The sequence below is a fragment of the Rhodanobacter sp. PCA2 genome (genome assembly GCF_013620825.1).
In the GTDB taxonomy this organism is placed as follows: Bacteria; Pseudomonadota; Gammaproteobacteria; order Xanthomonadales; family Rhodanobacteraceae; genus Rhodanobacter_A.
The window spans coordinates 62118-85995 of record NZ_NJIC01000001.1 but is presented as its reverse complement, the minus strand read 5'-3'; the positions used below and the strand labels follow the sequence as shown (position 1 = coordinate 85995).

Annotated in this window: 15 protein-coding genes; 6 read left to right on the top strand and 9 right to left on the bottom strand. The window is 69.2% G+C overall.

Going from position 1 to position 23878, the window contains the following annotated elements; all coding sequences use genetic code 11:
• Nucleotides 1–7: 7 nt before the first annotated feature.
• The gene (glnA, locus tag PCA_RS00410) at nt 8–1417 is read right to left on the bottom strand and encodes a type I glutamate--ammonia ligase (RefSeq protein WP_181300134.1); all 1410 of its coding nucleotides are present in this window, start codon (nt 1415–1417) and stop codon (nt 8–10) included.
• A 290-nt stretch (nt 1418–1707) separates the two neighbouring features.
• Between glnA and PCA_RS00405 the strand changes: the two genes are divergently transcribed.
• Nucleotides 1708–2502, top strand: coding sequence for an undecaprenyl-diphosphate phosphatase (locus tag PCA_RS00405; RefSeq protein ID WP_181300133.1), 795 nt, complete (start codon nt 1708–1710; stop codon nt 2500–2502).
• 28 nt (nt 2503–2530) lie between these two features.
• Here PCA_RS00405 and PCA_RS00400 read toward each other — a convergent pair whose 3' ends face one another.
• From PCA_RS00400 to adh, 7 genes are all read right to left on the bottom strand, one after another.
• Nucleotides 2531–2917: a DUF779 domain-containing protein gene (locus PCA_RS00400; RefSeq protein ID WP_181300132.1), complete on the bottom strand. Its 387-nt coding sequence runs from the start codon at nt 2915–2917 to the stop codon at nt 2531–2533.
• 23 nt (nt 2918–2940) lie between these two features.
• Nucleotides 2941–5088, bottom strand: coding sequence for a TonB-dependent receptor (locus PCA_RS00395; RefSeq protein WP_181300131.1), 2148 nt, complete (start codon nt 5086–5088; stop codon nt 2941–2943).
• 47 nt (nt 5089–5135) lie between these two features.
• A complete protein-coding gene (locus tag PCA_RS00390; protein ID WP_181300130.1) occupies nt 5136–6383 on the bottom strand; it encodes a c-type cytochrome in 1248 nt (415 codons plus the stop codon).
• Nucleotides 6384–6396: 13 nt separating this feature from the next.
• Nucleotides 6397–8097, bottom strand: coding sequence for a methanol/ethanol family PQQ-dependent dehydrogenase (locus PCA_RS00385; protein ID WP_181300129.1), 1701 nt, complete (start codon nt 8095–8097; stop codon nt 6397–6399).
• A gap of 31 nt (nt 8098–8128) precedes the next feature.
• Nucleotides 8129–9325, bottom strand: coding sequence for a porin (locus tag PCA_RS00380; protein ID WP_181300128.1), 1197 nt, complete (start codon nt 9323–9325; stop codon nt 8129–8131).
• Between the two features lie 174 nt (nt 9326–9499).
• Nucleotides 9500–11848 (bottom strand): TonB-dependent receptor, encoded by a 2349-nt coding sequence (locus tag PCA_RS00375; protein ID WP_181300127.1) that lies wholly within the window; start codon nt 11846–11848, stop codon nt 9500–9502.
• Nucleotides 11849–12040: 192 nt separating this feature from the next.
• Complete coding sequence (gene adh / locus PCA_RS00370; RefSeq protein WP_181300126.1) at nt 12041–13561, bottom strand: aldehyde dehydrogenase; 1521 nt, start codon at nt 13559–13561, stop codon at nt 12041–12043.
• A 266-nt stretch (nt 13562–13827) separates the two neighbouring features.
• Here adh and PCA_RS00365 point away from each other — a divergent pair, with 266 nt between their 5' ends.
• The gene (locus tag PCA_RS00365) at nt 13828–15693 is read left to right on the top strand and encodes a sigma-54-dependent Fis family transcriptional regulator (RefSeq protein ID WP_181300125.1); all 1866 of its coding nucleotides are present in this window, start codon (nt 13828–13830) and stop codon (nt 15691–15693) included.
• A gap of 18 nt (nt 15694–15711) precedes the next feature.
• Here the strand turns inward: PCA_RS00365 and PCA_RS00360 are convergent, their stop codons facing one another.
• The gene (locus PCA_RS00360; protein ID WP_255436575.1) at nt 15712–16713 is read right to left on the bottom strand and encodes a LysR family transcriptional regulator; all 1002 of its coding nucleotides are present in this window, start codon (nt 16711–16713) and stop codon (nt 15712–15714) included.
• Nucleotides 16714–16858: 145 nt separating this feature from the next.
• Between PCA_RS00360 and PCA_RS00355 the strand changes: the two genes are divergently transcribed.
• From PCA_RS00355 to PCA_RS00340, 4 genes are all read left to right on the top strand, one after another.
• Complete coding sequence (locus PCA_RS00355) at nt 16859–18103, top strand: efflux RND transporter periplasmic adaptor subunit (protein WP_181300124.1); 1245 nt, start codon at nt 16859–16861, stop codon at nt 18101–18103.
• A gap of 237 nt (nt 18104–18340) precedes the next feature.
• Entirely contained in the window at nt 18341–21526 is a 3186-nt protein-coding gene (locus PCA_RS00350; RefSeq protein ID WP_181300123.1) for an efflux RND transporter permease subunit, read from the top strand.
• Between the two features lie 124 nt (nt 21527–21650).
• Entirely contained in the window at nt 21651–23111 is a 1461-nt protein-coding gene (locus tag PCA_RS00345) for an efflux transporter outer membrane subunit (RefSeq protein ID WP_255436566.1), read from the top strand.
• Nucleotides 23108–23848: an SDR family NAD(P)-dependent oxidoreductase gene (locus tag PCA_RS00340; RefSeq protein ID WP_181300122.1), complete on the top strand. Its 741-nt coding sequence runs from the start codon at nt 23108–23110 to the stop codon at nt 23846–23848. The genes PCA_RS00345 and PCA_RS00340 overlap by 4 nt, the downstream gene beginning before the upstream one ends.
• The last annotated feature ends 30 nt before the right edge of the window (nt 23849–23878 follow it).

The following is a 23878-nucleotide window of genomic DNA, read 5'->3' as shown; positions in this document are numbered from 1 at the left end:
TCCCCTTTTACAGAGCGTAGTACATCTGGAATTCCAGCGGATGGGTGCTGGCGCGGTAGCGGGTGACCTCCTGCATCTTCACGCCGATGTAGGCGTCGATGAAGTCGTCGGTGAACACGCCGCCGGCCTTCAGGAACTCGCGATCCTTGTCCAGCGCGACCAGCGCCTCGTCGAGGCTGGCGCACACCTGCGGGATGTTCTTCTCCTCTTCCGGCGGCAGGTCGTAGAGGTCCTTGTCGGCCGGTGCACCCGGGTCGATCTTGTTGAGGATGCCGTCCAGGCCGGCCATCATCAGCGCGGTGAACACCAGGTAGCCGGAGTTCATCGGGTCGGGGAAGCGCACCTCGATGCGTCGGCCCTTGGGGCTGGACACGTAGGGGATGCGGCAGCTCGCCGAACGGTTGCGCGCGGAGTAGGCCAGCATCACCGGCGCCTCGAAGCCCGGCACCAGGCGCTTGTAGCTGTTGGTGGTGGAGTTCGCGAACGCGTTGATCGCCTTGGCGTGCCGGAAGATGCCGCCGATGTACCACAGCGCGGTCTGGCTGAGGCCGCCGTACAGGTCGCCGGCGAACAGGTTCTCGCCGTTCTTCGCCAGCGACTGGTGCACGTGCATGCCCGAGCCGTTGTCGCCCACGATGGGCTTGGGCATGAAGGTGACGGTCTTGCCGTTCTGGTGCGCCACGTTCTTGATGACGTACTTCATCGTCATCAGTTCGTCGGCCTTCTTCACCAGCGTGTTGAACTTCACGCCGATCTCGCACTGGCCGGCGTTCGCCACCTCGTGGTGGTGCACCTCGACGGTCTGGCCCAGCGACTCCAGCACCTTGCACATGTCGGCGCGCAGGTCGCCCAGCGTGTCCACCGGCGGCACCGGGAAGTAGCCGCCCTTCACCGCGGGGCGGTGGCCCATGTTGCCGTCCTCGTACTTGAAGCGCGTGCTCCACGAGGCCTCGTTGGACTCGATCTCGTAGAACACGCGGCCCATGTCGTTCTGCCAGCGGATCGAGTCGAAGATGAAGAACTCGGGCTCCGGCCCGAAGAACGCGGTGTCGGCGATGCCGGTGGACTTGAGGTAGGCCTCGCCGCGCTTGGCGATGGAGCGCGGGTCGCGGCCGTAGGCCTGCAGGGTGCTCGGCTCCAGCACGTCGCAATGCAGCACCAGCTGGGTGTGCGCGCTGAACGGGTCGAGGTAGGCGGTGTCCGGGTCGGGCATCAGGATCATGTCCGACTCGTTGATGCCCTTCCAGCCGGTGATCGAGGAGCCGTCGAACATCTTGCCGTCCTCGAAGGTCGACTCGTCGATGGCGTGCGCCGGGAAAGTGACGTGGTGGTGCTTGCCGACCATGTCGGCGAAGCGCAGGTCGACGAACTCGACCTCGTGTTCCTGGATCAGGTCGAGCACTTTCTGGGCAGTCATGGCGGAACCTCGATGATGGTTGACGTGCTTGTGGAGGCAAGGGTCATGCCAGCGGCAAAACCTTGGACGAACAAGAACTTGCGCGATACCGGCGACCGGGAAAGTCTCATGCTGGTGCAAACTGCAGCCCTTTTTGCACCGATCTTGATCAAATTGCGAGACCTGGCGACCGCTGGTCGACGAAATTCGCCCATCCTCGCACCGGGAACACCCCGCAGTCATCCGCTGCCTCTAAGCTACGCCCTCCGCCGCGGCCCCGACCCGGCGCCCGACCACACTGGCGCGCATCCATGACCGATCTGCTCAACATCGTCCTGCTCGGCATCATCGAGGGCATCACCGAGTTCCTGCCGATTTCCTCCACCGGCCACCTGCTGATCGCGGAGCACTGGCTGGGCGCGCGCTCCGACCTGTTCAACGTGGGCATCCAGGCCGGCGCGATCCTCGCGATCACGCTGGTGTACTGGAAGCGCATCTGGCAGTTGCTGACGCAGTGGCGCGACCCGGCGACGCGCGATTACCTGTTCAAGCTGGCGGTGGCGTTCCTGATCACCTGCGTGCTGGGCCTGGTGGTCACGCACTACGGCTTCAAGCTGCCGGAAACGGTGGCGCCGATCGCCTGGGCGCTGATCATCGGCGGCTTCTGGATGATCGGCGCGGAAGCGTTGGCGGCGCGCCAGCCGGATCGCACGGAAGTGACCTGGACGGTGGCGATCCTGGTCGGCATCGCGCAGATGGTGGCCGGCGTGTTCCCCGGCACCTCGCGTTCGGGCGCCACGATCTTCGCGGCCATGCTGTTCGGCACCAGCAACCGCGCGGCGGCCACCGAGTTCGCCTTCCTGGTCGGCATTCCCACCATGTACGCGGCCACCGGCTACGAGCTGCTGAAGGTGTGGAAGAACGGCAGTGCGGCGCACGAGGACTGGACCGCGCTGATCGTCGGCTTCATCGTCTCGCTGATCGTGGCCTTTGCCGCGGTGAAGTGGCTGCTGGGCTACATCCGCACGCACCGCTTCACCGTGTTCGCGGTCTACCGCATCGCGCTGGGCGCGGCGCTGCTGCTGTTGATGCCGATGGGTGCCTGAGGCGCGGCGCGGACGCGGGCCGGCCGGTTCAGAGCTGGCCCGCGGCGATCAGCGCCTCGACCTCCGCGTCGTCGAACAGCCGCGAGCGGGTGAGGAAGCGCACCCCCTCGCCGTTCTCCAGCGAGAACATGCCGCCCATGCCGCGCACCACGTCGATGATGAGCTGGGTGTGCTTCCAGTATTCGTACTGTTCCGGGTTCATGTAGAACGGCGCGCCGGCGATCTCGCCCAGGCGTACGTCGCGGTCGCCGACGATGAACTCGGCCTGCGGATAGCACATCGGCGAGGAGCCGTCGCAGCAGCCGCCGGACTGGTGGAACAGCACCGGACCGTGCTTCGCGCGCAGACGCGCGATCAGCTCCTCCGCCTGCGGCGTGGCGATGACCCGGACGGGAACGGAAGCGTCGGAAGACATGGCGGTACTCCTGCGGTTGCGAATCAGAAACTCAGCCGGGCACCGAGCATCCAGGTGCGGTCCGGACCCGGCTCGTAGTAGCGCGCGTTGCCGTCGTTGACGATCACCGAGCCCACGTAGCGGCGGTTCGCCAGGTTGTCGACGCGCGCGCTCAGCTGCAGCCGCTGCGCGGCGCCCAGCGCGAACACGTAGGCCACGTCCGCGCCGACCAGGCCGTAGCCGGCGGCACGGGCCGTCTGGGTGTCGTTGGCCACCACGTTGCCGGCGCCGCTGAGCGTGAGCCCTTCGCGCCAGCCCAGCTCCGCGCCGTGCTGCAGGCGCAGCGAGCCGTAGTTGCCCGGCACGCCGGAGATGCGCGCGCCCCGCCGCACCGGCGTGGACGGGGTCTTGCACGGGGTGCTGGCGCAGGTGAGGAAACCGCTGCGGAACACCGCCTGCAGGTGGGTGAAGCCGGCGGCGATCTGCCAGTCCGGCGCGATCGTACCGGACAGCGACAGCTCCACGCCCTGGCGCCGCGCGGCGCCGGCGTTGCGGTAGGTGGAACGGCCGTTCTCGTTGGTGGCGACGACCAGCTCGTTGCGGGTGTCGGCGCGGAACAGCGCCAGCTCCGCCTTCAGCGCGGCGGTCGGTTGCCACTTCGCGCCCAGCTCGCTGTTGTCGCTGTGCACCGCGCGCAGGTTGAACGCCAGCCCGGGCCGGCCGTCGCTGCGGTAGCCCAGCTCGTTGAAGCTCGGCGTCTCGAAGCCGCGGCCCCAGCTCGCGTAGAGCTGCAGGTTGTCGCGCGGATGGAACAGCACGCCGAGCACCGGCGTGGTGGCGGAGTAGTCGACGCGGCCGCTGTCGTCCGGATTGAGCGGCGTGACGTAGTGGTCGCGCTCCCGGAAGTGCACGCGGTCGTGGCGCACGCCCAGCAGCAGCGACCAGTGCTCGGCGAAATACCAGTACCACTGCGCGTAGGCGTCGAGGTTGTCGACGTCGTCGTCCTCGTCGCGGCGCAGCGCGCCGCGCACGCCCAGCGTGTTGCCGACGAAGTTCTGGTAGCCCAGCCGGCGCTGCCATTGCGCGTCGGCGCCGCCGCCGAGCACGAACTCGGTGTCGCGGCCGAACAGTTGCCCGTCGTGCGTCCAGCGCAGGTCGAGGCCGCCGTAGTTCGTGTCCGGCGCCACCACGCCGCCCGGCTGCAAGGGGTTCGCCTGGGTGGCCTTGGGAATGGACTGGAACTGCTCGATGTCGCGGCGGCCGAAGTAGCCGGCGACGCGCAGCTGGTCGCCGCCGTCGAACGCCTGCTCGTACACCAGCCCGAGCTGGTCCTGCCGGATGCTCTTGCGGGTGTCGTACTGCAGCGCAGCCGGCGCGGCCTGGCGCGGGTCCGCCTGCAGCTGGGCGCGGGTCAGGCCCATCGGGTCTTCCGCGCGCGGCTGCGCGAAATGGTCCAGCACCACGGTGAGCTTGCGCTGCCCGCCCAGCGGGATGCCGAAGCGCGCGTGCGCCGACTGCCGGTTCACGCGACTGTGCCCGCGGTAGCCGCCGGAGAGGAACTGCGCGGCGGCGACGTTGTAGTCCACGTCGCCGAGCATGCCGCGGGTGGCGGCGCTGTAGCGGAAGCTGTCGTGGCTGCCGGCGTTGACGCCCAGCGTGGTCTGCGGCACCGCCGTGCCGGGTGCGCTCCACAACTGCACCACGCCGCCCGCCGCGTTGCCGTACAGCACCGAGAACGGCCCGCGCAGCACTTCCAGCCGGCCGCCCATGTCGAGGTTGAAATCGGAGACCTGGCCCTGCCCGTCCGGCAGCGTCGCCGGCACGCCGTCCACGAACAGGCGGATGCTGCGCACGCCGAAGGTGGAGCGCGCGCCGAAGCCGCGTACGGAGAACTGTTCGTCCTGCGCGTAGTTCTGGCGGTCGCGCGCCAGCACGCCCGGCACGCCGACCAGCGCCTCGGACAGGTTCACGCCCGGCTGGCCCGCCTGCGCCGGGTCCACGTCGACGATGCTGACGGCGGCCGGCACGTCGCGCGGGTCGATCCGCAGCCGGGCGGCATTGACCCGGATCGCCGGCAGCTCCCTGGCGGAAACGGCCGGTTCGCCCGTCGCGGCGGCATCCCGTGCCGCTGCCGGCACGGGCGACGCCGCGGCCGCCACCCATGCCGCCGTCGCCACGGCAAGCAGCGGCATGGATGAAGACTTCCGCAAGCTGGCGGAACGATCCGACATGGCGCCCCTCACTGTCCGCGGTAGATGAAATCCACCTTCGACTGCTTGGCCTGGTCGAAGGTCAACGCAGTGCTGCCGGCCGGGTAGCCGTTTTCCTGCAGCAGGAAGGCCATGATCTCCACGTAGTCGTCCTTGGGCAAACTGCCAGGCTGGGTCGCGGGCATGTTCTGCGAGACGATGGTGAAGATGTCGCCGACGTGGAAGTGCGAGGCCGCCGAGGCGAAATTCGCCCCCTTCAGGGCCGGCCCCGCCATGCCGCCGAGGTCGCGTCCGTGGCAGCGCGAGCAGTTCTCGAGGAACTTCGCCTTGCCGATATCGGCCTGGGCCTGGGTGTACAGCGTGGGCACGCGGGCCGGCTTCCTGCTCTTGCCTGCACGCGCGTTCGCGGCGCAACGGCGATCGGCCGCATGCCGCGTGCGCGCTGCGCCGAAGACCCGCCGCTCGGCAGACTTCGCTCCCGCGACCGCGGTCAGGGCGGCCCCCGGTTGCGCGTACGGCGCCAGGGTCTGCGCCAGCTCGCCGCTGGCCGCCATGGCGGCCACCGCCTGCTCGAAGGCTTTCGCGGCTTCCGCATGGGCATCGTCATACAGCGCGACGAGATCGAAGCGGGCGTGGCTTTCGTCCAGCTCGTGCATGTCGTAGTGCTGTTCCAGCCCGCGCTCGCCGAGCTGGCTGACCACCGTCGGGCGCCACAGCATCGCGGCGACATCCTTGCGCGACTGCAGGGCCTTCAGCGTGGCCGCGTCGTCGAGCTGCACGTCCGCCGCCAGCTTCGGATGGTCGGCCAGGTAGATGTTGGGCGTGGTCTGGTAGGTGACCGCCACGCGCGAGCCGGCCGGCAGGCTTGCCAGCGAGGTCCACCCCTTGCCGCGCGGCGTGACCAGCACGAAGCCGGTGTGGCCGTAGGCACGCGTGGCGTGCAGGCCGGGCATGGGCGCGCCGTGCGCCCCGGCGTCGACCGGGAAGCCCAGCACGAGGTCGCATTGCGCGGCGAGGCGGTGGAAATCCTTCGCACCCAGGCCGTCGTCGCCGTCGCCCGCGCCGTCGAAACGATGCAGGGCCAGCGTGGCGCCTTCGTGCCGCGCGACTGCCTGGGCGAGACGCGTATCCATCGGTGCGGCAGCGCTGCTCTTGTCCACGCACAGGGTCACGGTTCCGGCTCGTGCGTGGCCGCCGTACGCAAGTACGGCGGCCAGCACGACGAACCATGCAAACAGGTTGCTGCGTGGAGTGTTCAGTTTCTTGACCTGCTTCATGGTCCGTACCTCCTCAGAGTGCAAACACGTACAGGTGACCGCCCAGCGGGATGTTGGCGACCGCAGGATCCTTGGCCATGTCGCCGCCCCAGATCGGCGAAGCGCCGCCCCAGCCGGCGTACACGCCCACGTACTGCTTGCCGTCCACCGTCCAGGTGCTCGGCGGCGCCACGATGCCCGAGGTGAGCTGCGGGCTCTTCCACAGCACCTTGCCGGTCTTGGCGTCGAAGGCGTACAGGTGGCCGTCCGCACTGCCGGAGAACAGCAGGCCGCCGGCCGTGCTCAGCATGCCGCCGTTCCAGGGCAGCTTGGACGGGAAGTTCCACGCCTGCTCGCCGGTGTTGACGTCGATCGCCTGCACCGCGCCCCAGGTGTCCTTGAACGCCGGGTCGGCCGTCACGTTGAAGGTCTCGCCGAGGAACGGCAGGCCCGCCTTGTAGCCGACGGTGGCGCCCTTGATGGTCATGCAGCTGTGCAGGGTCGGCACGTAGGCCATGTGCGTCTGCGGATCGACCGAGATCGGCCACCAGTTCTTGCCGCCGAGGAAGCTCGGACAGGTGAAGACTTCCTTGTCCACGTCGGGATACAGCGACGCGTCGGTGACCATCTGGCCGTCCTTGACGCCGCTGACCGAGGTGGCGGTGACGAACTTCTTCGCGTAGATCAGCTTGCCGTTGGTGCGGTCGATGGCATAGAACCAGCCGTTGCGGCTCGCCGAGACCAGCGCCTTGTACGGCTTGCCCTGGTAGTCGAGGTCGGTGAGCACCGTCTCGTTGGTGCCGTCGTAGTCCCAGGTGTCGTGCGGCGTGTACTGGAAGTGCCACTTGATCTTGCCGCTGGCCGGATCGAGCGCGATCACCGAGTCGGTGTACAGGTTGTTGCCTGGACGCAGCTTGGCGAGCCACGGGCCGGGGTTGCCCACGCCCCAGAACAGGGTGTTGGTGGCCTCGTCGTAGCTGCCGGTGAGCCATGCGCCGCCGCCGCCGGTCTTGTAGGCGCCCTTGGGCCAGCTGTCGCCGCCCGGCTCGTTCGGCGCCGGGATGGTGTAGCGGCGCCACACCTGCTTGCCGGTCTTCGCGTCCAGCGCCTCGACGAAGCCGCGCGCGCCGTATTCGCCGCCGGATTCGCCGACGATGATCTTGCCCTGCAGCGCCATCGGCGCCAGGGTCATCGCATAGCCGAGGTCCGGCGCCATCAGCTGCCTGTTCCAGCGTACCTTGCCGGTCTTCGCGTCGAACGCGATCACCCGGTTGTCCAGCGTGGCCATGTAGACGTTGTCGCCGTACAGCGCGACGCCGCGATTGACCACGTCGCAGCAGACCGTCTTCAGGCCCACGTGCGAAAGATCGTGCTGGTACTTCCACAGCAGCTTGCCGGTGCTGGCCTGGAAGGCGAGCAGCTCGTCCTTGGGCGTGGTGACGTAGAGGTAATCGCCGTTCACGACCGGCGGTGATTCGTGGCCCTGCTGGAAGCCGGTCTCGTGGTCCCACACCTGCTTGAGGCCGGTGACGTTGGATGCGTTGATCGCGTCGAACGGGGCGTAGCCGGAGCTGCCGTAGTCGCGCCGGTACATCAGCCAGCCCGGATCGCTGGCGGCCTTCATCAGGCGCGCGTCGGTCACCGGATCGTAGTGGTCCGCCGCCATGGCTCCGCCGGTGAAGGCGAGCAGCGAAGCGAACAACACGGTGTATCGATGCCATGAACGTTGTTTCATGTTGACTCCTCCATCGTGTGGTGCAGGGGGTTCAGAAGAACAGGATGCCGCCGGCCGAGATGCCGTTCTGGCGTGCGCTCTGTCCGGTGAAGTACCTGGAACGGGTCTGCGAAAGTTCGACGCTCAGCGTCACGCTCTTGGTCAGCGCGTAATAGGCGCCGGCCGTGAGGTTGGTGTTGGACTTGAGGTGCGCGTCCTCGGCGAGGTCGTCGCGGTTGCGGCTGACGCCGCCGCTCAGGCCGAGCTTGAGCTTGCCGGTCACCGCGAAGGTGCCCTGCAGCAGGTAGTTGATGCCGCGCATGTTGGCCTGGTCGCCATCGGTGAGGATGCCGATGCCGCGGCCCACCTGCACGTTGCCGAGCAGGCTGAAGCGGCCGAAGGTGCCGGAGGCGCCGATCTCGCCCGCCGTCATCGTGAAGTTGTCCGGCTGCGCACCCGCGGCGCTCGAATAGAACCGCTGGGTCTTGGCGCCGATCCATCCCTTGAAGCCGCCCGCGGTGTAGGACACTTCCGCCTGCACCTGCGGCGCGGTGCGCGAATCGTAGCTGCCGGTGTTGTCCACCGGGCTGAACACGCCGCCGCTGAAGCCGAAGCCGCTGGTGCCCGGCGTGGTGTAGATGATCTGCGCGTAGTTGCCGAGGTAGGTGTAGCCCGCGCCGATGTGGCCGAGCGAGACGCGGCCGCGCTGGGTGGCCTGGGTCGGCATGCCCGTGCCCATCAGGGTCATGTCGCCGACGGTCGCGTTGTAGCCGAACAACCCGTAGTCGCGGCCCAGCTTCACGGTGCCGAAGTCCGGCGTGCCCAGGGTGAAGAAGGCCTGGCGCACGTCGATGCCGTTGTTGCTGGCCAGCGCATTGGAGGTGGCGATGCTCGGCATCAGCGAAATCTGCGCGCCGATGTCGATGCCTTCCTGCTGGGTGGTGACCTTGGTGATCAGGGCATCGGGCAGCAGGCCGTTGCCGATGGTGGTGCGGTCCTTCTGGCCGCCGCAGCCGAGCGCCCGGCCGGCCAGGGCGGTGCCGCCCAGGTTGGTGCCGGAGCCGGAGCAGCTCGTGGTGGTGTAGTACGCGTTGACGAAGCCGCTGATGTCGACCTTCCAGTTGTCGCCGCTGAAGCTGGTGGCCTGCGCGGCCAGCGGACAGGCGGCGATCAGTCCGAGTGCAACCAGACCGCCCCGCTGCCGGGCCCGCTGCCGATGCCGCCCTGGTGGTTTTGCCGTGTTGCTCATGTGCCTCTCCCCTCGCGTGATCGCGGCGTTACGGTGTGTGCGCCGCGGGTGGTGCGGACATCGCCGGCTCATGCAGGCAGGCGGGCCGCGTCGTGTCGCCGCCACGGTTCCCGGCGGCCGTCGCATCCCCATGCGCGGCCGTCGGCGTGGCGACGACGTGGAACAGGCCGGGCATCAGTCGAGCCTCCGGCCGAAGTCGTACTGGAGTCCGGCGAACCAGGCGCGCGGTGCGCCCGGCGCGACGAACAAGGTCGATGTGCCGGGGCCATTCGTGTCGACCAGCCGGTCCGGCGTGTCGAACACGTTGCTGCCGAGCTGGCCGCTGGCGAAGTAACGCCGGTCGAACACGTTCTGCACCTGCACGAACAGCGTCAGCGCCGGAACCGGGCGCCAGTGCAGGTCGAGATCGAGCAGCGCGTAGCCGGGCAGCCGGCCGTGCGCGTCCTGGTTGTTCTCGTCGCCCGTGGCGTACTGGCCCGCGCAGGCGCGCAGGTTGGCGCCGAGCGACCACTGCGGCGTGAAGTGGTACTCGCCGGCCAGCGTGCCCATCTGCCGCGGGATGCCCGGGATGCGGTCGCCGCGGCGCACCTGGATGGCGTCGAGGCGATCGGCGCTGCTGTTGTCCTCGCTCAGCTCCGCGAACGGCGCGCCGTAGGTCGCAGCGACGAAGCTGTAGTCGACCTGCCATTCGAAGCGGCCGGACTGGCCGCCGAAGCCGGCATCCACGCCCTTGCGCACGGTGCGCGGCACGTTGGCGAAATAGCCTTGCGCGCTGCCGCCGGTGTGGATAGTGAGGATGTCGTTGCTGACGCGGCTGTAGTACGGCGACACGTTCCAGTGCAGCCGCCCGTCGGCCAGCGTGCCGCGCAGGCCGGCACTGAACGTGTGCGCCACCACCGGCTTCAGCGGCGGATCGCTGGTGAAGTCGTTCGGCAGCGCGCAGGGCGCGGCCGGGTCGGCGCACTCCAGCTCGATCGGCGTGGGCGCGCGCATGCCCTCGTCGTAGTTGAGGTAGGCGTTGAGCCTGGCCGACAGCGACCAGGTCGCGCCCAGGCTGGGGTTGAAGCGGTGGAAGCTGTTGCGGCCGTCGATGGCGGGCTCGTTGCCCGACAGGTCGCTCACGCCGATCCGGCTGTGGTCGTAGCGGCCGCCGGCGCTGACGTGCAGCGCATCGGTGAGCGCCAGCACGTCCATGAAGTACACGCCGTAGCTGCGCGTGCCGGTGGCGGCCGCGGTCATCGGGTCCAGTTCGAACGGCAACAGGCCCACGGTGTTGCCGCGCTGCGCGACGTCGTAGGGGAAATACGCCGGCTGGCCGTACTGGGTGAAGCGGCTGCTGCCTCCGTCCAGGCTGGCGCCCACGGTGAGGCGGTTGCGGTGGCCGTCGAACTCGCTGTCGTCCACCGCCTGGACCGAGGCGCCGTAGCCGCGCGTGTGCACGTTGCCGAGCACGTTCGCGGCGGGCACGTTGTTGATGGTCGCGCCGGGGTTGCGCGGGTCGTAGGCCGGGCTCAATCCCGTGTAGTAGTACTGGCCGACCGAGGCGCCATCGAACGGACCGTCGACGGCGTAGCCCAGCGGGCCGTCGTCGTCGTAGCCGTCGTAGGCGTTGACGTTGCTGTTGAAGCTGCGGCTCTGCGACAGGCGCAGGTAGGCGGACGCCTGCAGCGACCAGCCGCCGCCCAGCTCGCGCGTGCCGCGCAGGTTGAACTGGTTGATGTTGTCGGTGAAATGGTCGGGCCAGGTGTAGGCGGCGGCCGGCGTGTCGGCCCATTCGACGGGCAGCGTCTGCGTGCCGAACAGCGTGGCGTGCGTGCCCGCGTAGCTCAGCGCGATGGCGGTGGCCGCGTCCGGATGCCAGTCCAGGCGCAGGAAACCCTGCTGCACCCGGCTGGACGAATGCGCGCGCCAGCCGCTTTCGTAGTCGCTGCCGATGCCGGCGTAGAAGCCGAAGGTGTCGCCGTGCGCGCCGAAATCCGCGTCGGCCTGGATGCGTCCCCACGAACCGCCGGTGACGCTGAACGAGCCGCCCGGATCGGTGAAGCCGCTCTTGCTGGTCAGCACCAGCGAGCCGCCGAGCGTGTTGAGGCCGTACAGCGGATTGGAACTGGGAATCAGCGCGACGTTGCGGATCGCGAAGTCGGGAATCGCTTCCCAGTTCATCGTCGCGGCGAACGACTCGTTCTGGCGCACGCCGTCGAGATAGATCGACAGGCCCGAGGGCGATCCCTGCAGCGGCGACAGGGTGAAGCCGTGGAAATACAGGTTGGACTGCCACGGGTTGCCCTGCGACTGGGTCAGGTTGACGCCCTGGAAATCCCGCGCCAGCAGGTCGGTGAGCGACTGGCCGTGGATCTGCTGCAGGTCGTCGGCCTGCGCCACCTGCACGTTCAGCGGCACCTGCGCCAGCGGCAGGTCCAGCCCCGGCAGCGGCGTCACGCCGACCACCACGACTTCGCCGAGCTGGTGCACGGGCTGGTCGGCCTGCGCCAGGCACGGCAGCAGGGCGGCGCAGCACGCCATCGCCCTCCCGGCCGATGCGGCAGCAGACAGATTCAGCCTCGATCCGATCAATTCGCGTCTCCCGATCGTGTGTCGTCGCGCATCGCCGTTGCGGGCACGTGGCGGCCCGCGGCCCCGCTGGCGGGACCGGTGTTGCGCGTTGCATATCCCCCTGGAAAGCGGCCGGCCGCCTCCGCGGCCGGCCGCGCGCGCTCAGAAGAAGCCGAGCGCCTTCGGCGAGTAGCTCACCAGCAGGTTCTTGGTCTGCTGGTAGTGGTCCAGCATCATCCGGTGGTTCTCGCGGCCGATGCCGGACTGCTTGTAGCCGCCGAACGCCGCGTGCGCGGGATACAGGTGGTAGCAGTTCGTCCACACGCGGCCGGCCTGGATGCCGCGGCCCATGCGGTAGCAGGTGTTCGCCTCGCGGCTCCACAGGCCGGCGCCGAGGCCGTACAGCGTGTCGTTGGCGATCGCCAGCGCTTCCTCTTCGTCCTTGAACGTGGCGACGGACACCACCGGGCCGAAGATCTCTTCCTGGAACACGCGCATCTTGTTGGTGCCGGCGAACACGGTGGGCTTCACGTAGTAGCCGTCCTTGAGTTCGCCCGGCAGCACGGCGCGCTCGCCGCCGGTCAGCACCTTGGCGCCTTCCTGCTTGCCGATGTCGAGGTAGGACAGGATCTTCTCCAACTGCTCGCCGGAGGCCTGCGCGCCGATCATGGTGGTCGGGTCGAGCGGGTTGCCCTGCTTGATCGCCTGCACGCGCTTGACCGCGCGCTCCATGAAGCGCTCGTAGATCGACTCCTGCACCAGCGCGCGGCTGGGGCAGGTGCACACCTCGCCCTGGTTCAGCGCGAACAGCGCGAAGCCTTCGAGCGCCTTGTCGAAATAGTCGTCGTCCTTGTCCATCACGTCGGCGAAGAAGATGTTCGGCGACTTGCCGCCCAGCTCCAGCGTCACCGGGATCAGGCTCTGGCTGGCGTACTGCATGATCAGCCGGCCGGTGGTGGTCTCGCCGGTGAAGGCGATCTTGGAGATGCGGTTGGACGAGGCCAGCGGCTTGCCGGCCTCCAGGCCGAAGCCGTTGACGATGTTGAGCACGCCCGGGGGCAGCAGGTCGCCGACCAGCTCGGCCCAGACCAGGATGCTGGCCGGGGTCTGTTCGGCCGGCTTCAGCACGATGCAGTTGCCGGCGGCCAGCGCGGGCGCCATCTTCCACGCGGCCATCAGCAGCGGGAAGTTCCACGGAATGATCTGGCCGACCACGCCCAGCGGCTCGTGGAAGTGGTAGGCGACGGTGTCGTCGTCGATCTCGCTGATGCCGCCTTCCTGCGCGCGGATGCAGCCGGCGAAGTAGCGGAAGTGGTCGATCGCCAGCGGCACGTCGGCCGCGCGGGTCTCGCGGATCGGCTTGCCGTTGTCCCAGGTCTCGGCGTGGGCGAGCACGTCGAGGTTCTGTTCCATGCGGTCGGCGATCAGGTTGAGGATGCGCGCGCGCTCGGCGACCGAGGTCTTGCCCCAGGCGGCCTTGGCGGCGTGCGCGGCGTCCAGCGCCGCCTCGACGTCGTCCTTGTCGGAACGCGGGATCTCGCAGAACGGCTTGCCGGTGATCGGCGTGACGTTCTCGAAGTACTTGCCGTTGGCCGGGGCCACCCAGCGGCCGCCGATGAAATTGCCGTAGCGCTGCTTGAAGGGAACCTGCACCGGGAGATGCTGCTGCTCGAGTCGCGTCATGGTCGTTGCTCCGTGTGGAATTGAATCCCCGTTCCTGTCGCGAAGTCCGTGCCAACCGCGGGTGCCCGCCTTGCCTTGACGCAATGCCGCACGACCCTGATCCACGGCAAATTGCAAATCTGTTTCAACCCGTGCCCCGTTTATTTCGCGGCGCAGCATCGAAAGATCCCGCCAACCCTTGCGTATGGAGCCCGGATCGGTGTTGTGTGGAGAAACAGTCCACGCACCACTGTTGCAAATTGCGACACTTGCCAGAGGCCACCACGATGTCGCTGCCCTCCCGCCAAGCGATCAGCACCGCCCGCCAGCGTTTCTTCGAAACGGGCGCCAACCCGCGCGAGCTGGTGGGCGAGACCATCCTGGCGTCGTGGAAGCGCTGCCGCGCGCTGGGCCTGGCGCCGGAGCAGCGGCTGAGCATCGCCCCGCCCGAGCAGCCCACGCTGCGCGAGTTGCGCGATCGCAACGAGGCCCTGATCCGGCTGTGCCGGCCGGAACTGGAACTGCTCTATTCGGATGCGCGCACCTGCGACAGCATCGTGATCCTCGCCGCGCCGGACAGCACCATCGTCGAGGCCAGCGGCAGCACCGACTTCCTCGACAAGGCCGCGCGCGTGGCGCTGCGCCCGGGCGTGAGCTGGAGCGAGGACATCATCGGCACCAACGCGATCGGCACCGCGCTGCACGAACGGCGCCCGGTGGAGGTGCGCGGCGGCGAGCACTATTTCAGCAACAACCGCGTGCTGAGCTGTTCGGCCTCGCCCATCCTGGACGGCCGCGGGCAGGCGGTGGGCCTGCTCGACATCTCCGGCGAATCCAGCGTGCACCAGATGCATGCGCTGGGCATCGTCCAGCTCGCGGTGGACCAGATCGAGCGGCGCCTGCTCAAGCGCGAGATGCCCGGCCGCCAGGTGATCCGCCTGCACCACGACGGCAGCCTGCTGGACACGCCGCGCGAAGGCGTGCTGGTGTTCGAGGACCAGCGCCTGGTGGCGGCGAACCGCTACGCGATCAAGATGCTGGGGCTGGACTGGAGCGAGCTGGGCCGGCTGCGCTACACCGACCTGTTCGAATCCGCCCGGCCGCCGCGCAACATGGTGGTGCCGCTGCGCGGTCCTGGCGGCGAGACCTTCCAGGCGCGCAGCCAGAGCGGCGACGCCAGCCACATCGCGGTGCCCGGCACGCTGCCGCCGCGCAAGCCGGCGGCGGCATCGCCCACGATCTTCTTCGACGCGGTGCAGGAGGCGCAGCTGGTGCGCGGCGTGCGCCTGCTCGACGCCGACATCCCGCTGCTGCTGCAGGGCGAAACCGGCACCGGCAAGGAAGTGTGGGCACGCGAGCTGCACCGCCGCAGCCGCCGCGCCAGCGGCGCGTTCGTCGCGATCAACTGCGCGGCGCTGCCGGAAACGCTGATCGAGGCGGAGCTGTTCGGCTACCAGGCCGGCGCGTTCACCGGCGCCCGCCGCAGCGGCGCGCCGGGCCTGCTGCGCGAGGCCGACGGCGGCGTGCTGTTCCTGGACGAGATCGGCGACATGCCGCCGCAACTGCAGAGCCGCCTGCTGCGCGTGCTGCAGGAGCGCGAAGTGGTGCCGCTGGGCGGTGGCCGGCCGGTGAAGGTGGACTTCGCGGTGGTCGCGGCCACCTTGCGCCCGCTGGACGCCGAAGTCGCGGCCGGACGCTTCCGCACCGACCTGTACTACCGCATCGCCCAGTCCAGCATCACGCTGCCGCCGCTGCGCGAACGCGAGGACTGCGGCGAGCTGATCGGCTGGCTGTGGGAACGGCTGGGCGCCGACACCGCTTGCGTCGCGCTGGGTCCGGACACGCTCGCCCTGCTTTCGGCGTACCCGTGGCCGGGCAACATCCGGCAGTTGCTGGGCACGCTGAAGTCCCTGCTGGCGCTGGCCGAGCCGGGCGCCACGGTGGGGCCGGACGAGCTGCCGGAATTCGTGCGGCGGCCGCTACTCGCCGAGCTGCCGCCCGCTCCGGTGCGCCCGCACGAAGTGCCGCGCCTGGACACCGTCGCGCAGGAAACCATGCAGGCCGCGCTGGGCGCCTGCCAGGGCAACGTGTCGGAAGCCGCGCGCCGGCTGGGCGTCAGCCGCAGCACGCTGTATCGCCGCCTGCGGCCCTGAAGGCGCCGGCGACGGGCGTCATTCGGCGGTCTGGGAAATCGCCGCTTCCACGCCCCTGACCGGCGCCGCCGACGCCATGCCCCTGGTCTTCGCCGGCAGCGGCATCGTCATGCGGCAGGCCGGCAGGTTGGTGCGCTCGAACAGCTCGTGCACCCATTCCAGGAAGGCCTGCACACGCGCCGAAAGGTGCTTCTTCTGCGGGTAGACCAGCCACACCGGCGAGCCGGTGCAGATGGCGTCCTCCATGATCACCTGCAGCTTGCCCATGCCGATCGCGCAGGCGGCCAGCCAGTGCGGCGTCTGGATGATGCCCAGGCCGGCCATCGCCGCCTGGATCACCGATTCGCCGTCGTTGATCAGCAGGTGCGCGTCCACGTCCAGCGCGATGCGGCCATCCGGCGTGTCGAACTGCCACTGGTAGGCGCGGCCGCTGGTGGGATAGACGTAGTTGATGCAGCGGTGCTGTTTCAGATCCTCGACGGTGGCCGGCGTGCCGTGCCGCGCGAGGTAGTCGGGCGAGGCGCACAGCACGTTGCTGAAGTAGCCCAGCTTGCGCGCGATCAGGTTGGAATCCTCCAGCTCGCCCATGCGGATCGCGCAGTCGATGCCTTCCTCGATCAGGCCGATGTTGCGGTCGCTCATCGACAGCTCCAGCCGGATGTCGGGGTAGCGCGCCTCGAAATCGGCCAGGTTGGGGATCAGCGCGGCGCGGCCCACCGACACGTTCACCGCCACCCGCAGCTTGCCGCTGGGCTTGGTGCGCGCGTAGTTCAGCGCGTCCACCGCCTCGCCGAGGTCGGCCAGGATCGCCTTGCAGCGCTGGTAGAAAGATTCCCCGTCGTCGGTGAGCCGCAGCGCCCGCGTGCTGCGGAACAGCAGGCGCACGCCGATCTGCTCCTCCAGCCGCGACACCGCGCGGCTTACCCCGGACGGGGTCATGCCCAGCTGGACGGCGGCGGCCGCAAAACTGCGGGCTTCCACCACCCGGACGAAGCTCGATATTGCCGAGAAGTCTTCCATCACCGTCATTATGCGGTCATTCGTGACCAAATGTCATGAGTGGAGTTCACAAAATCGGGTTTTTCTGTACCCGATAGTACACCTATTATCCATCTCCCCCATCGTGCTGCGTCGCCGCACGGTCCCCATCCAGGGAGCGCAAGAGATGAAAAAGAAACTGATACTGGCCAGTCTCGTCGTGGTGGCGATCGCTGGCAGCTGGGCCCTGCTCGGCGAACACGGCGGCAGCCACGCCCAGTCCGCCGGCCCCGGCGGCGCCCTGCCGGAAGTGACCGTGGCCCGCGCCCTGCTGCGCCCGGTGAGCAACAGCGCCGACTTCACCGGCCGCGTGCAGCCGGTGGACAGCGTGCAGGTACGGCCCCGCGTGGGCGGCTACGTGGACTCGGTGTCGTTCCGCGAGGGCGCCCTGGTGCACAAGGGCGACGTGCTGTTCCGCATCGACCCGCGGCCGTTCCAGGCCGAGGTGGACCGCCTCGCCGCCAACCGCAGCCAGGCGCAGGCCGAGCTTGGCCTGGCCCAGGCCAACGCCCAACGCGGCCGCCGCCTGCTCGACCAGCGCGCCATCGCGCAGGAAGAGGCCGACCGCCTCGACACCGCCGCGCAGAGCGCACGCGCGTCGCTCGCCGCCGCCGATGCCGCCCTGGCCACCGCGAAGCTCAACCTCGGCTTCACCGAGGTGCGCGCGCCGGTCGACGGCCGCGTCAGCAACGTGCACATCACGCCCGGCAACCTCGTCACCAGCGCCGACGTGCTGACCAGCGTGGTCTCGGTGAATCCGGTCTACGTGTACTTCGACGTGGACGAGCACACCTGGCTGAAGCTGGACCACCTGCGCGCCAGCGCGACGCGCGACGGCAACAGCCCGCGCATCGAGGCCTCGATGGAGCTGGCCGACGAGAACGGCTACCCGCACACGGGCCGCATCGACTTCGTCGACAACCAGTTGCACACCGACTCCGGCACGATGCGGCTGCGCGCCGTGTTCGACAACAAGGACAGCCTGTTCACCCCCGGCCTGTACGCGCGCATCCGCCTGCAGAGCGGCCAGCCGCAGCCGCGCCTGCTGATCGACGACCGCGCGGTGGGCACCGACCTCGGCAACCAGTTCGTCTACGTGGTGGATGCCAAGCACAAGGTGGAGTACCGCAAGGTCAGCACCGGGGCGCTGTTCCACGGCCTGCGCGTGATCGACAGCGGCCTCTCGCCCGGCGACGTGGTGGTGGTGAACGGCCTGCAGCGCGTGCGCCCCGGCGCCGAGGTGAACCCGCAGCAGGTGGCGATGGACTACCGCCTCGACACGCGCGACAAGGCGCTGGTCGAAGCCGGCGGCCATGACGACGCACGCACCGCGATGGCCGCGCCGCCGGCCGCGCACGAACCGCAAGGCTGAACCCGCTCTTCTTCCTCTCCCCTTCGGGACGCGGAGTAGGGCCATGGATGGCCCTGCTCTGAGGAGCGAGGAAGAGGACCGAGATGAGGGGCCGGTCTTGCGCAAGCACCGCCCACCAATCGAAACCTGAAAACGCTTTGCCGCAGCGCGAACGCCCCGGCAAGCCCCGGCCCCTCACCCCAGCCCTCTCTCCGGAGGGGAGAGGGGGTCGGCATTCCGAAGTCATCGAGACAAACCATGAAAAACATTGCCCAGTTTTTCGTCGACCGGCCGATCATGGCCGCCGTGCTGTCGCTGCTGTTCGTGATCACCGGCAGCATCGCGGTGTTCCAGCTGCCGATCAGCGAATACCCCGAAGTGGTGCCGCCCACCGTGGTGGTGCGCGCCAACTATCCCGGCGCCAATCCCAAGGTGATCGCCGAGACCGTCGCCACGCCGCTGGAGGAACAGATCAACGGCGTGGAAGGCATGCTCTACACCTCCTCGCAGGCCACCAGCGACGGCGTGATGACTCTCACCGTGACCTTCGCGCTGGGCACCAACCTCAGCACCGCGCAGGTCGAAGTGCAGAACCGCGTGTCGCAGGCGCTGCCGCGCCTGCCGGAGGAAGTGCAGCGGCTCGGCGTGACCACGCAGAAGAGCTCGCCCGACCTCACCATGGTCGTGCACCTCACCTCGCCCGACCAGCGCTACGACATGCTCTACCTGTCGAACTACGCGCGGCTGCACGTGAAGGATGTGCTCAGTCGACTCAACGGCGTGGGCGACGTGCAGATCTTCGGCGCGGGCGAATACTCCATGCGCGTCTGGCTCAACCCGGACAAGCTCGCCCAGCGCGGCCTCACCACCGGCGACGTGGCGAACGCGATCCGCGAGCAGAACGTGCAGGTGGCGGCCGGTGCGCTGAACGCGCCGCCGGTGCGCGGCGACACCGACTTCCAGCTCAACATCAACACCCAGGGCCGCCTGAGCACGGTGGACGACTTCCGCAACATCGTGCTGCGCACCGATCCCGACGGCGCCACCGTGCACCTGGGCGACGTGGCGCGGCTGGAGCTGGGTTCGAACCAGTACGCGCTGCGCAGCCTGCTGGACAACCAGCCGGCGGTGGCCGTGCCGATCTTCGCGCGGCCCGGCTCCAACGCCATCCAGATCTCCGACGAGGTGCGCGCCACCATGGCGCAGCTGAAGAAGGAGTTCCCGCAGGGCATCGACTACCACATCGTCTACGACCCCACCGTGTTCGTGCGCGGCTCGATCGAGGCGGTGGCGCACACCCTGCTGGAGGCGATCCTGCTGGTGGTGCTGGTGGTGATCCTGTTCCTGCAGACCTGGCGCGCCTCGGTGATCCCGCTGATCGCGGTGCCGGTGTCGCTGATCGGCACGTTCGCGGTGATGTACGTGGTGGGCTTCTCGCTCAACGCGCTGTCGCTGTTCGGCATGGTGCTGGCGATCGGCATCGTGGTGGACGACGCCATCGTGGTGGTGGAGAACGTGGAGCGCCACATCGAACTGGGGCAGACGCCGAAGGAGGCCACGCGCAAGGCGATGCACGAGGTCACCGGGCCGATCGTGGCCACCGCGCTGGTGCTGTGCGCGGTGTTCATCCCCACCGCCTTCATCAGCGGCCTCACCGGCGAGTTCTACCGCCAGTTCGCGCTGACCATCGCGATCTCCACGGTGATCTCGGCGTTCAATTCGCTGACCCTGAGCCCGGCGCTGTCGGCCATCCTGCTGCTGCCGCACGACGCGCCGAAGGACCGCCTCACCCGCGCCATCGACCGCCTGTTCGGCTGGCTGTTCCGCCCGTTCAACCGCCTGTTCCACCACGGCGCGGAGCGCTACGTGGCGACCACGCGCAGGCTGCAGGGCAAGGGCGCGGCCGCGCTGGTGGTGTACGCGGCGCTGATCGCGCTCACCGCGTTCGGCTTCTGGCGCGTGCCCACCGGCTTCGTGCCGACCCAGGACAAGCAGTACCTGGTGTCATTCGCGCAGCTGCCCGACGCCGCCTCGCTGGACCGCACCGAGGACGTGATCAAGCGGATGAGCGCGATCGCGCTGAAGCAGCCCGGCGTCGAGGGCGCGGTGGCCTTCCCCGGCCTGTCCGTGAACGGTTTCACCAACAGCACCAATGCCGGCATCGTGTTCGTGACGCTGAAGCCGTTCGAGGAGCGCCGCAGCGCGGATCTTTCCGCGGGCGCGATCGCAGGTGCGCTGAACGCGAAGTTCGCGTCCATCCAGGACGCCTACATCGCGACCTTCCCGCCGCCGCCGGTGATGGGGCTGGGCACGATCGGCGGCTTCCGCGTGCAGATCGAGGACCGCGGCCAGCTCGGCTTCGAGGAGCTGTACAAGCAGACCCAGAACCTGATCGCGGCGAGCCGCAAGGACCCCGTGCTGGCCGGCCTGTTCTCCAGCTTCCAGGTGAACGTGCCGCAGGTGGACGTGGACGTGGACCGCGAGAAGGCCAAGGCCGAAGGCGTGAACCTGGGCGACGTCTACCAGACCATGCAGGCCTACCTCGGCTCGCTCTACGTCAACGACTTCAACCGCTTCGGCCGCACCTACCAGGTGAACCTCTCCGCCGAGCCGCAGTTCCGCCACGACCTGGAGGACATCAGCCAGCTGAAGACGCGCAACGCGAAGGGCGAGATGGTGCCGCTGGGCTCCTTCGTCACCGTGACGCACGGCGCCGGCCCGGACCGCGTGATGCACTACAACGGCTACCCCACCGCCGAGATCAACGGCGGCCCGGCGCCGGGCTACAGCTCGGGCCAGGCGCAGGCGGCGATCGAGAAGCTGGCGCAGCAGGTGCTGCCGAACGGCATGAGCATCGAGTGGACCGAGCTGACCTACCAGCAGATCCTCGCCGGCAACACCGCGGTGCTGGTGTTCCCGCTGTGCGTGCTGCTGGTGTTCCTGGTGCTGTCCTCGCTGTACGAGAGCTGGTCGCTGCCGCTGGCGGTGATCCTGATCGTGCCGATGGTGCTGCTGTCCGCGATTGCCGGCGTGTGGCTGTCGGGCGGCGACAACAACATCTTCACCCAGATCGGCCTGATCGTGCTGGTGGGCCTGGCGTGCAAGAACGCGATCCTGATCGTGGAGTTCGCCCGCGAACGCCAGCACGAAGGCATGAGCCGCCACGAGGCGGTGCTGGAAGCGGCACGGCTGCGGCTACGCCCGATCCTGATGACCTCGATCGCCTTCATCATGGGCGTGGTGCCCCTGGTGACCTCGCACGGCGCCGGCGCGGAGATGCGCCACGCGATGGGCGTGGCGGTGTTCTCCGGCATGCTCGGCGTGACGATCTTCGGCCTGCTCTACACCCCGCTGTTCTACGTCGTGATCCGCGCCCTGGTGGAACGCCGCGAAGCGCGCAAGCACGCGCAGGCGAACGCACTGCCGGCGCTGGAGGGACATTGAGATGAAAACCTTGATTGCAGGCATCGCTGATGCCGCTCCTGCTCGCCCCGCTGCCGCACCCGCCCGTCACCCCGGCGAAAGCCGGGGTCCAGCGACTCTCGCCCCGATGACCCAAAGGCGCTGGATGCCTGTTTCCGCAGGCATGACGGGCAAGGCGACCGCATTGTTCGCCGCATTCGCGCTGGCCGGCTGCGTCAGCGTCGGACCGAACTACCACCAGCCCGCCACGCCCACGCCGCAACTGCAGGGCGTGGATGCGGCGCGCGAAAGCGCCGCGCAATTCCAGGCCCAATGGTGGAAGCAGTTCGGCGATCCCACGCTGGACGCGCTGATCCAGCGCGCGGCCGCGAACAACCTCGACCTGCGCATCGCGGTGGCGCGCCTCGCCGAATCGCGCGCCCTGCTTGGCGGCGCGAAGTCGCAGTACCTGCCGAACGTCCAGGCCGGCGTCTCCTACACCCGCAGCCGCGAGCAGACGCCCGGCCTCAGCGACCAGCGCAACACGGTGACCGCCTACCAGGCGGGCTTCGACGCGAGCTGGGAGATCGACGTGTTCGGCGGCGTGCGCCGCTCGGTGGAAGCCGCGCGCGCCGACCTCGGCGCCAGCGAGGCCGCGCTGCAGGACGCGCAGGTGAGCCTGTTCGCCGAGGTGGCGCGCAACTACTTCGCGCTGCGCGGCGTGCAGCAGCGGCTGGACATCGCTCGCCGCAACATCGCGAACCAGGAAGACACGCTCAAGCTGATCCGCGCCCGCGCCGAGGTGGGTACGGCTTCGGACCAGGACGTGGCCAGCGCCGGTGCGCAACTCAGCGGCGTGCAGGCGCAACTGCCCCTGCTCGACATGCAGGCGCATGCCGACGAATACCGCCTCGCCGTGCTGCTGGGCGAACAGCCCGGCGCGCTCGACATCGACGTGTCGCCGAAGACGTTCACGCCGATCGACGCCGTGCTGCCGATCGGCGCCGCCGGCGACGTGCTGGCGCGGCGCCCCGACGTGCGCGTCGCCGAGCGCGAGTACGCCGCCGCCAATGCGCGCATCGGCGTGGCCAAGGCGGACTTCTTCCCGCATCTCTCGCTGGGCGGCTTCCTCGGTTTCCTCGCCGGGCGCAGCAACGACTTCGGCGGGCCGTCTACCCGCGCGTGGTCGATCGCGCCCAGCATCGCCTGGAACGGTCTCAACGTGCAGCGCGTGCGCGCCAACCTGCATGCCGCCGAGGCGCGCACCGATGCGGCGCAGGCGAACTACCGGCGCACCGTGCTGGAAGCGATCGAGGACGTCGACAACGCCGTGGTCGGCTACAACCTGCAACACGCGAACGTCGAGAAGCTGATGGCGCAGTCGGCGCAGAGCCGCAAGGCCGCCGAGCTGGCCAGGGTGCGCTACGAACAGGGCGCCACCGGCTACCTCGAACTGCTCGACGCGCAACGCGTGCAGCTTGCCGCCGACGACGCGCTGGCCCAGGCGCAGGCCGCGATCGATACCCGCGCGGTGGCGCTGTACAAGGCGCTGGGCGGCGGCTGGCAGGCCTGCGGCGACGACGTGCATTGCGCGCCGGTCGCCACCCCGGTGGCCGCCGTGCCATGAACACGGCGCGCAAGCGGGCGGTCACGGATGCGGCGGCGCTGCCGCCGCTGCATCGCGTGGCCCTGGTCACCGGCGCGAACCGCGGCCTGGGTTTCGAAGTGGCGCGCCAGCTCGCCGCGCGCGGCTACAGCGTGCTGCTGGGCGCGCGCGACCTCGCCAGGGGTCGGCATGCGGCGAAGCAGATCGGAGGCGAAGCGGTCGCCGTGCCGCTCGACGTCACCGATGCGCGGCAGATCGCCGAACTCGCCGCGTGGATCGAGCGCGAACACGGCCGCCTCGACGTGCTGGTGAACAACGCCGGCGGCCATGCCGACCGCGAGGCGCGCGCCGAGACCGCCACGCCCGAGAGCGTGCGCGCGGCGCTGGAGACCAACCTGCTCGGCGCATGGCAACTGTGCCGCGCGCTGCTGCCGCTGATGCGCCGGCACCGCTACGGCCGCATCGTCAACGTCACCAGCGGCTGCGCGACCAGCGCGACGACCGACGGCATCGGCTACCCCGCCTATCGCGTGTCCAAGGCCGCGCTCAACGCCTACACCCGCGCGCTCGCCGTCGAAGTGGCCGGCAGCGGCATCCTGGTCAATGCGGTCTGCCCCGGCTGGCTCGCCACCGGACTGGGCGGCCCCGGCGGCGGCCCGGTGGAACGCGGCGCCGCCAGCGTCGTCGCCGCCGCCTGCCTGCCCGAGCCCGGCGTCAACGGCGCGCTGCTGCGCGACGGGCAACGCATCGCGTGGTGACGCACGCCAATCCGGACTTCCACGCCGACG